Below are 10,031 nucleotides of genomic sequence, written 5' to 3' on the forward strand. Positions count from 1 at the left end.
AAGTCTGTGGACTCTGTGTAAGACAGTACATGGTTTTTTAACTGTGGTATGCGACGGTGGTGGAAGCAGAAACTTAAATCGTGAGGTTTAGGAATCGCCGCACTTTTAGGGCGGCGAGGATGTCAAACTGACAGTGGGAGCAGTCTAACGTTCCAATTATGCTGTGTCACCAACAGATATGATGCGCCAATCACCTTATGGAATAAACAACCGACCAGCCCCCATATAGTCTTGGATATCGATCACAATTTCTACAAGCCTTTCAACGCAGCGTTCTCGATAGTCAGATTCATTGACCCTATCCGGATCGCCAATCGTAATGATCGGAAATGAAGTCGGTTGATTTTCTTCACGCATTACTTGTTCCAACGAGTCTTCACCCTTCGCATTCCGGTTTGCCGTAAGTAAGAGCATCCCGTTGGTTTGGGCAAATCTCCAAACTACTCGATCATTGCTGTCTGCGGGTAAGCCAACGTCTTCAAATGTCCTCAACCGAATTAGAGCGAGATCTAATAACCCGCTAACAACAAGACTTCCAGAGATCAGAATTGCCTGCCGATTCAAGTTGTAATCAGCCAGAACAATCATTGCTTCTTCGCTTCCCGCTTTGCTCTGCGTTCCTGAAGTTTAGCTCTAACCGCTTCATAGCCTGGACGAGGAGGAGTAGCAGCGATCCGAGCAAAACGTTCGCGATTCCTCTCTTCCCAAAATTGTTTAGTTTCTGCGGCAGTCTTTAAAACCTCCTGATATTCCGCTTCCACTTCTGTTCGATGTGTTTCAATGTAGGAAAGGGCAGCATGAATCTGAGCATCTGTAAAATTGAAGGCATCACGAATAAACTTGGGTGGATACTGAGCTTTGAGATAATCCATTACGTCATACAGAGTAATACGAGTATCCGCAATTGTAAGCCCTCGCTCTGTGCGGATTATAGCTGTTTGTCCATTCGATGCCAGTGCCATAGCAGTCTTAGCTTTTAATCATTTAATTCCATAGTAGCGCACAAAAAAAGCAAGGGGAACCAACGCCCCCTAACGACTGATTCACAAAATCCTTAATCCTCAACCCAGACCTTCAAAATGTATTTCAGCCTCGTTCCTGCATCTAGCCAGTAGTGAACTCCAACATCTGGCAGTTCAGTATCATTTGTGTGAGCGTCACCCCGTCCTATGCCATCATCAAAGGGAGTAATACGGTGTTTGGAAACCTCTTTGTGGAATTCCACCCGTGTTATTCTTGCTCCGGTACAAGGAAATTTATCGTCTCCTCGCCTACCAAGAAATCCACTTTCATAAGTTTGTGAAACATCAACTGCTAATCGTTCAGCCATAATAAACCTCCTTTTTTGCTGTAACTTTTCCGTATATCACGCCCAAAAGCGTGTTAGCCAGATTAGCCTACTGCTAGTGGAGCGGTAGGAGCCACATTAGGGAACGCACCCTACGGCTAACGTTCTGCCAGTTCATGAAGTACCAATCCGGGCAAGCAATTATTGTAGGTTGGGTTGACGCAAGGAAACCCAACAAAGAGTAACCTTTGGGGTGGTTGGGTTTCGCTTTTTCAAGCGAATTAAGCTATTTTTGCCTCAGTATTGTTTCGCTCAACCCAACCTACGAGGCTTTTTCTTATAGATCTCTCAAGACGGCAGCAGCACGCTTTGCAAGCAATTGAGCGGTTTCGATAGTGTCATCCTGCTCAATTTTCTGATATCTAGCTCTTTCAGCCTCTATTGAAGGATTTGAATACGAGACTGGATAAGTGTGTCTTAGCTCATGAAAAACTCTTAGCCACTCTGGATATTCAATAGATACTGTTCCACCTTGTGAAATATAAGCTCTATAGAGAGCGCCAATATTGAAATCAATGATTTCAGGTGCCTTGTCGTTTGAGTTCCCACTTCTTGCTGCCCGAATAATGACACAATGGAAGGCTTCAGCGTGCTGATCTGAGTTAAACCCAAAAGTGGGGGACTCTACTTCCATACCTGTCCTTAAATAGATATTCGTCAGAGCCACTCCGTAGTCTCGCCGTCCAATCAGCAACATGCCCATATAAGAAACGAAGAAACAGGATTGATAAGGACTGACCCCCAGTTCCGCTAGTTCATTATCGCGAACATGGTAGATAGCTCTAGCAATCTTGTCTAGCTGTGGGTCGGAAATCACAGTTTTTCCGAAGTTGAGATCAAGTGCCTTTCTTCTTTTTGCGTCGCCCATATTTACCTTGTTTTGCAAATTCTTCTGATACTTGATGGACTAGTCACAAATGACAAGTTCTGCTGGATTTGTCATTGCCGCTTGAAATTCGGATATGGCAACGATTCGTGCAAAACAGTGGCGATGGCGATCATACTAACTATATACTAGACGGATTTTTTCCACACAACACCCCAAATACAGATTTTCTGGCTCTTCGTTACTTTTTATGGTTCGATAGGGTGGCATAAATAAACTAAATCCTTATCTGGCAAGAGATTTAATTGATTAGTTCGCTCTAGAGCAAAAACAATTGACAAAAATCGCCAAACGTCTTTCTCTATAAGGGTTCCATCCCTTATAACCCCCGTACATTGCATAACACAAACCAAAGAACCCATTTCGTCGCCGTGCCTAGAATTTTATTGTCTAGTACAGCATCGCTACCATAGCATGATCGATTTAACTTGACTAGGAATGGATAAAGGCAAATAATCAATTAATCGATCGAGATCAAGACTCAATGTCTGATAACTTGTTATTGGTGGGGTAGGGAATCACCTAAGTCACCCTGTTGAATTATTGATTGTCACTAAAAATGTTTAAGCGATCGCTTTTCTTGCCCCTGTTAATTTTATCCCTTAGTTGTACGCTGCTTTTTAGTGCTTGTCGTCAACAAACAGCTAATAATCCCCCAGCAACGACCAATAATAATTCAGAAACTTTAAAACTTTTGTATTGGCAAGCACCGACGATTTTAAATCCCCATCTCTCCACAGGATTTAAAGACTCAGAAGCGAGTCGCATTACCTTAGAACCTTTGGCTAGTTTTAATGAAAAAGGGGAATTAGTTCCTTTTTTAGCGGCAGAAATTCCTACTATTGAAAATGGGGGAGTTGCCCGGGATGGTAAATCGGTGACATGGAAGCTAAAAAAAGATATTAAATGGTCAGATGGTACTCCTTTTACTGCCAAAGATGTCATCGCTACCTATAATTTTATTACCAATCCGAAAACTGGTTCTACTAGCTCTGGCAATTATGAAATAGTTAAAAGTGTGGAAGCGATCGATCCCCATACAGTTAAAATAACTTTTAAGCAAGTTAATCCCGCGTGGTCATTAGTTTTTGTGGGGACAGAAGGGATGATTTTACCCGCTCATCTCTATGAAAAGTATAGCAATGAAACGGCACGCCAGGCCCCTGCTAATTTATTACCGGTGGGAACTGGCCCCTATAAAGTGGTAGAATTTAAACCGGGAGATACGGCGGTTTATGAACCAAATTCTTTCTTTCGAGAAGCGGATAAATTAGGTTTTCAAAGAATAGAATTAAAAGGAGGAGGTGATGCAACTTCGGCGGCAAGAGCGGTTTTACAGACACAGGAGGCGGATTATGCCTATAATTTGCAAGTAGAGGCTAAGGTTTTAAGTGATTTAGAAAAAGTGGGTCGGGGTCAGTTAATATCTAGTTTCGGTTCTTTGATTGAACGAGTTTTATTTAATTTGAGCGATCCTAATCAAGCTACTCCTGAAGGTGAGAGGTCTAGTATTAAGTTTCCCCATCCTTTTTTGAGTGATATAAAAGTAAGAGAAGCTTTATCTTTAGCCGTTGATAGAGATACTATTGCCACGCAGCTTTATGGTATTACTGGGAAAACAACTCCCAATTTTATTGTGATGCCATCGGAATATAATTCTCCCAATACTCGCTATGAATTTAATCTAGAAAAGGCTAAGAAATTACTAGATGATGCGGGATGGAAAGATAGTAATGATGATGGTACTAGGGATAAAAATGGGGTAGAAATGAAATTAGTTTTTCAAACTACCGTCAATCCTCTTCGTCAGAAAACCCAAGAAATTATCAAACAAAGTTTACAAGCGATCGGGGTAGGAGTAGAATTAAAAACTATTGATGCCAGTATTTTCTTTTCTAGCGATCCTGCTAACGATGACACGGTAGAAAAGTTTTATGCTGACCTACAAATGTACACTACAGGTAATAATAGTCCCGATCCGAAAGCCTATTTTAAAACCTTTACCTGTGGCGAAATTCCCCAAAAAGCTGATGGTTGGGCCGGGGATAATTATGCTCGTTATTGTAATCCTGAATACGATAAATTATGGCAAGCTTTTAGTCAAGAATTAAACCCAGAAAAACGGAGAGAAATAGCGATTAAAATGAATGATATGTTAATTAATGATTTTGTGATTATTCCCCTAGTTCATCGTGCCGATGTGGTGGCAATTAGCAAGAGTTTGTCGGGGTTTGAATTAACTCCCTGGGATAGAAATACTTGGAACATCAAAGACTGGAAGCGTAGTAAATAAATGCTCAAATATTTCCTGAGAAGATTATTATTTTCGATTCCCACTCTTTTAGCTATTAGTATGGTGGTTTTTGGCATTTTGGCCCTAGCACCGGGGGATCCGATGGGAGAATTTGCCGCTAATCCCGCTATCACCGAAGCGGTGCGAGAAAATATTCGCAAAAGTCTCGGATTAGATCAACCCCTTCCCGTGCGTTATGTCAAGTGGTTGTTAGCATTTCTTCAAGGAGATATGGGCTATTCTTTCACCAGTCGCAGCCCAGTTTTTACCCTCATTTGGCAGCGTTTACCCACAACTCTCTGGATTGTCGGTATTGCCTATATTTTCGGGGTTTTAATCGCTTTTCCTTTAGGCATAATTTCAGCAGTCAAGCGCTATTCTTGGTTAGACAAAATCATCTCTACTTTTTCCCTGCTTGGCTTTTCCTTACCCACCTTTGTGACGGGATTGTTATTAATAATTATCTTTAGTGTGCAGTTAAACTGGCTACCATCTTTTTATAACAGTACCCTAAAAATCAGCGATTTTAATAGTTTGATCGATCAGGTTAAACAGTCAATTATGCCTGTAACCGTATTAAGCTTATATCAAGGGGCGATGTTGATGCGTTTCGTGCGTTCTTCCGTAACTGAAGAAATTCACCAAGAGTACGTTAAAACTGCCTTAGCGAAGGGACTAACTAATTTTTCTGTCCTAACTAAGCATATAGTTCGCAACGCTTTAATCCCCGTTGTCACCCTGATTGCTCTCGATATTCCCTCAATTTTTACCGGTGCTTTAGTCACAGAACAAGTGTTTCGTGTACCGGGTATCGGTGCTTTATTAATTGATTCTATTTCCCGCAGTGATACCCCCGTAGTGATGGCGATTACCTTTATCTATGGGATTTTAATTGTTATCTTTAACTTAATTGCCGATTTAACCTATAGTTGGCTCGATCCGCGAGTCAGATATTAACTATGAACATCACAAAATCCTTACACACGGCGATTTTAGTCACCGAGCTAGAAAAAGCCATTAACTTTTACGAAAATGTTCTAGGATTGAATAGAATTGATCGCCCTTTTCAATACGATGGGGTTTGGTATCAAGTGGGAGATTATCAAATTCATTTAATTGTCGATAGCAATTACCAAAACTACCGTCCCAATCCCGAAAAGTGGGGACGCAATCCTCATCTTGCCTTCGCTATTGATGACGTGACAGCCATGGGTAACTATCTAGAAAGTCAAGGTTATACAATTCAAATGAGTGCCTCGGGTAGAAAGGCATTATTTGTCAGTGATCCCGATGGTAATATCCTAGAAATGAGCCAAATTTAGCCTGAAAAATTCCCCAATATGTTAGACCAATTACAGACTCAACTCTATCACCTTGAACAATACGCTGATCGCTTAGTGACTTCCCAACTAACTCACCTTAGTTTTGTCAGTATTGCTGTGATTTTTCTAGCCGGTTTACTCACCAGTCTTACCCCCTGTATGCTGTCGATGTTGCCGATTACCGTCGCTTATATCGGGGGTTACGAAAATAAAGGTCGTTTAGCGGCTTTTTGGCAGTCCACATGGTTTTCCCTAGGATTAGCCACCACCTTAGCGGGATTGGGACTAATTGCCGCTACTCTAGGAAAAGTCTATGGACAGGTGGGGATCGGTTTACCAATTATCGTCAGTGCGATCGCTATTTTGATGGGGTTAAACCTCTTGGAATTATTACCCCTGCGCTTCCCCTCCCTTGGCGCTACCGATTGGATTACCGGAGATTTTCCCCCGATTTTGCGGTCCTATCTTCTCGGTTTAACATTTGGTTTAATCGCCTCTCCTTGCAGTACACCTGTTCTAGCAACTCTATTGGCATGGGTGGCCAATACGGGAGATTTAAGCTTAGGAGGGGGATTATTGTTATCCTACACTGCCGGCTATGTTTTACCCCTAATTATCGTCGGTTCTTTTACTGCCTCGCTGAAAAGCTTTCTTTCCCTGCGTCAATGGTCCGGATGGATTAATCCCGTCAGTGGGGTTTTATTAATCGGTTTTGGAGTTTTTTCTGTATTATCCCGTCTGCTGTGATGGTGGAGAGTTATGATAGATAATTGGCTAGAATTGCAAAACTTTTAACTATGACTATATCGGAAACTTCCTCAAATTTAAAGAATACACCGCCTCAATGGGGACGGAAATTTATCCAGACTATTGCCGATCTACGATTGGCAATTATCCTTTTACTTTTAATCGCTATTTTTAGCATTTCTGGGACGGTAATCGAACAGGGACAATCTCTATCTTTTTACCAAGCTAATTATCCTGAGAAACCCGCTTTATTTGGCTTTCTGACTTGGAAATTTTTATTACTATTGGGATTAAATCATGTTTATAGCACTTGGTGGTATCTATCATTATTAATTCTCTTCGGTTCCAGTTTAACTGCTTGCACCTTTCGACGACAATTACCCGCTTTAAAGGCGGCCAGAAACTGGCAATTTTATCAACAATCTCGCCAATTTCAAAAACTAGCTTTAAGTGCTGAATTAGAAACTGGTTCCCTAGAATCTCTCACCCCCTTGTTAGAAAAAAAAGGCTACAAAGTTTTTCTAGAAAATAACAGTCTTTATGCTCGTAAAGGTCTGATTGGTAAAATCGGTCCGATTATCGTTCATGCAGCCATGTTAATTATTTTAGCAGGAGCGATCTGGGGAGCGTTAACGGGGTTTTTCGCTCAAGAAATGGTAGCTAGTGGCGATAGTTTTCAGGTTAAAAATATTATTGAAGCTGGACCCTTATCTAAAAATTCTCTCCCTAAGGATTGGGGGATTAAAGTTAATCGTTTTTGGATTGATTATAGTCCTAAAGGTGATATAGAACAATTTTATTCTGATTTGTCGGTGATCGATAATCAAGGACAGGAGATCGATCGCAAAACTATTCAAGTTAACCAACCTTTGCACCATAAAGGGGTGACTTTTTATCAAACCAGTTGGGGAATTGCTGGGGTAAAAGTACAGGTGAATAATAGTCCGATCCTACAGCTACCGATGGCTAGTTTAGACACCAAAGGTAATGGACAAATCTGGGGAACTTGGATTCCGACTAAAACCGATCTTAGTGAGGGAGTTTCTCTTTTAACCAGAGATCTACAAGGTACGGTAATTGTCTATGATGCTAAGGGAGATTTAACCTCTGCTGTACGAGAAGGAATGACGATTCCCATCAATGGAGTTAATCTAAAAATAGTCGAATTAGTGGGAAGTACCGGGTTACAAATTAAGGCAGATCCGGGAGTGCCTATTGTCTATTTAGGTTTTGCTTTATTGATGATGGGAGTGGTAATGAGTTACTTTTCCCATTCCCAAATTTGGGCTTTACAATCTGGTGATCGCTTTTATATTGGTGGTAAAACTAATCGCGCTCAAGTCAGTTTTGAACGGGAACTGATCGATACCATCGAAATGTTAAAGTTAAAGTAGAATTGACCTTAATCTGGTGTTCTGTTTATCTATCTTTTTCCTTTTGCCTACCCTAACCAAGAACTTAATTTTGTTCAATCACTTATATGCCAGAATTGCCAGAAGTAGAAACGGTGCGTCGCGGGTTAAATCAAGTTACCCAGGGCAAAAAAATTATCGGTGGGGAAGTATTATTACAGCGTACCCTAGCCTATCCTAATTGCGAGGCAACTTTTCTGCAAGGAATTGCTCAGACTACGATTAGCAATTGGCAGCGCCGAGGCAAATATCTCCTCGCCAATTTAGATAATGGTAGCAGTATCGGGGTTCATCTGCGTATGACCGGACAATTGCTCTGGGTAAAAGATACCACTCCCCTGCCGATTCATACGCGCTTACGCTTCTTTTTTGCCAATCAGCAAGAATTGCGCTTTGTCGATACCCGCACTTTCGGGAAAATTTGGTGGATTGCCGCCGATAAAACCCCAGAAAGCGTGATTACCGGTCTCAAAAAACTGGGACTAGAACCCTTCGATCGCAATTTTACCCCCGATTACCTCTATAGTCACTGTCAAAAAAGTCGTCGTCCGATTAAAACTTTTCTCCTCGATCAAAATGTAGTCGCAGGAATTGGCAATATCTACGCGGATGAAGTTCTTTTTAAAAGTGGTATCCATCCCCAAACTGCCGCCAATCTTTTGAAAATTGAGCAAATAGACTTATTGACAAAAAACATTATTTCTGTATTGGAAACGGCAATCGCTGAAGGCGGAACCAGTTTTAGCGATTTTCTCCACGTTACGGGAGTTAATGGCAATTATGGGGCGATGGCCTGGGTTTATGGTCGTACTGGCGAAAATTGTCGCCTTTGCGGTGCAACTATTGCCAGAATTAAATTAAGTGGACGCTCCTCTCATTTTTGTCCCCAGTGTCAAGTCTCAAGGGGATAGGGCAGAAGGAAAAAAAAGCTGCTCACTGATTAGGGGCTGTGGCTTGAATTTTGTTGTTTTCGTCGGCTAGGGTCTGAATCTCCTGTCTATAGGCAAAAGGAGCGCGACTGAGAGCCTTTTGAAAGAAGGGTTGAGCCTCTTGATTTTTGCCCTGTTCTTTTAGTACGATCGCCGCCGCCAAAATCGGTCGGAAATCGTTAACATCCATCTGTTGAGCTTGTTTATAGGCGTTTAAAGCTTCCGGATAATTTTGCTGCTCGAAATAGATTTTGCCTAAAAGTAACTGAACGGAAACGATATCGATTAAACTAGCGGGATTATTGGGATCGGCAGCAGCTTTTAAAGCGCGATCAATCGTCTCTTTAACCAGACTAATCGCCTCGATCGAGCGGTTTTGGCTGAGAAATAAATTAGTTAATCCAGTCAAGGCCCGCAGCTCTTGGGGATGGGAGGCTAAAAGGGCGCGATAACTGGCTGTGGCTCCTGGATAGTCTTCTATTTGCTGTTTAGCTTCCGCCAAAAGTAGTAGATAATCGGATTGTTGGGGGTTAAGTTGCGCTAATTTTTCTAAAGGTTCGATCACTTGCTTTAAATCACCCTGCTGTAAGCGAGTATCTAATAATCCCCGCAAAGCCGCCTGATTATCGGGTTCGCGCTCTAAAACCATCTGATAACCCAGTGCTTGACTGGCTAATTCCTCTTGTTTGACTGCGGACAGATGACTCTGGCCCGAGGAGCGCTCACTCTGGAGAATAGAAGTCAATAGCGGCATGATCGAGAAGGACAGCAAGGCAAATAACATCAGGACGAGACCGATGGACAGCCAACGACGGTTAGAGAGAGAGGCTTTCATAGACTGGGGTGCGAGGGGACAGAGAGGAAAATGTTATGGAAATCTGGAGATTTGATGAGGGGATTGATCGAATTGGCCGCTCTTTATTAAGTACAATGGGCAAACGGTCAAGACTCAAAAGGGTTTTGACAAGGTTGACAGTCAAAAGATCATGGTTCTTAATATATTAGATGCCAGTAGAGTCGCCCTAGAGGGTTATTGTAACCCCCCAGATCGCGCTTTTGACTTGCTTGATTACTAATTTACTATGTGTCTCCGC

General features: G+C 42.0%; 11 protein-coding genes. 6 read left to right on the forward strand and 5 right to left on the reverse strand.

Features of this window, described 5'->3' with window-relative positions:
* Positions 1-195: 195 nt before the first annotated feature.
* The 4 genes from IQ242_RS08625 to IQ242_RS08640 all read right to left on the reverse strand — a co-directional run bounded on the left by IQ242_RS08625 (position 196) and on the right by IQ242_RS08640 (position 2,216).
* Entirely contained in the window at positions 196-588 is a 393-nt protein-coding gene (locus IQ242_RS08625; protein ID WP_002791850.1) for a hypothetical protein, read from the reverse strand.
* Positions 585-962, reverse strand: a complete 378-nt coding sequence (locus tag IQ242_RS08630; RefSeq protein WP_016514527.1) for a DUF433 domain-containing protein — start codon at positions 960-962, stop codon at positions 585-587. The genes IQ242_RS08625 and IQ242_RS08630 overlap by 4 nt, the downstream gene beginning before the upstream one ends.
* Before the next feature lie 92 nt (positions 963-1,054).
* On the reverse strand, positions 1,055-1,330 hold the full coding sequence (locus IQ242_RS08635; protein WP_193959685.1) for a hypothetical protein: 276 nt from the start codon (positions 1,328-1,330) through the stop codon (positions 1,055-1,057).
* A 295-nt stretch (positions 1,331-1,625) separates the two neighbouring features.
* Positions 1,626-2,216 carry a hypothetical protein gene (locus IQ242_RS08640; protein ID WP_072924315.1) on the reverse strand — a complete coding sequence of 197 codons (591 nt, stop codon included), beginning with the start codon at positions 2,214-2,216 and terminating at the stop codon, positions 1,626-1,628.
* Between the two features lie 577 nt (positions 2,217-2,793).
* Between IQ242_RS08640 and IQ242_RS08645 the strand changes: the two genes are divergently transcribed.
* The 6 genes from IQ242_RS08645 to IQ242_RS08670 all read left to right on the forward strand — a co-directional run bounded on the left by IQ242_RS08645 (position 2,794) and on the right by IQ242_RS08670 (position 8,919).
* Positions 2,794-4,527, forward strand: coding sequence for a peptide ABC transporter substrate-binding protein (locus tag IQ242_RS08645; protein WP_193959679.1), 1,734 nt, complete (start codon positions 2,794-2,796; stop codon positions 4,525-4,527).
* The gene (locus IQ242_RS08650; protein ID WP_193959680.1) at positions 4,528-5,484 is read left to right on the forward strand and encodes an ABC transporter permease; all 957 of its coding nucleotides are present in this window, start codon (positions 4,528-4,530) and stop codon (positions 5,482-5,484) included.
* Between the two features lie 2 nt (positions 5,485-5,486).
* Positions 5,487-5,849: a VOC family protein gene (locus IQ242_RS08655; RefSeq protein WP_193959681.1), complete on the forward strand. Its 363-nt coding sequence runs from the start codon at positions 5,487-5,489 to the stop codon at positions 5,847-5,849.
* 18 nt (positions 5,850-5,867) lie between these two features.
* Entirely contained in the window at positions 5,868-6,596 is a 729-nt protein-coding gene (locus IQ242_RS08660) for a cytochrome c biogenesis protein CcdA (RefSeq protein WP_052277349.1), read from the forward strand.
* A gap of 50 nt (positions 6,597-6,646) precedes the next feature.
* Complete coding sequence (locus IQ242_RS08665; RefSeq protein ID WP_193959682.1) at positions 6,647-7,990, forward strand: cytochrome c biogenesis protein; 1,344 nt, start codon at positions 6,647-6,649, stop codon at positions 7,988-7,990.
* Positions 7,991-8,076: 86 nt separating this feature from the next.
* Entirely contained in the window at positions 8,077-8,919 is an 843-nt protein-coding gene (locus IQ242_RS08670) for a DNA-formamidopyrimidine glycosylase (protein WP_193959683.1), read from the forward strand.
* A gap of 22 nt (positions 8,920-8,941) precedes the next feature.
* Here the strand turns inward: IQ242_RS08670 and IQ242_RS08675 are convergent, their stop codons facing one another.
* A complete protein-coding gene (locus IQ242_RS08675; protein ID WP_193959684.1) occupies positions 8,942-9,772 on the reverse strand; it encodes a lipopolysaccharide assembly protein LapB in 831 nt (276 codons plus the stop codon).
* Positions 9,773-10,031: the final 259 nt, after the last annotated feature.

The organism is Microcystis sp. LEGE 08355, assembly GCF_015207185.1.
GTDB lineage: Bacteria > Cyanobacteriota > Cyanobacteriia > Cyanobacteriales > Microcystaceae > Microcystis > Microcystis panniformis.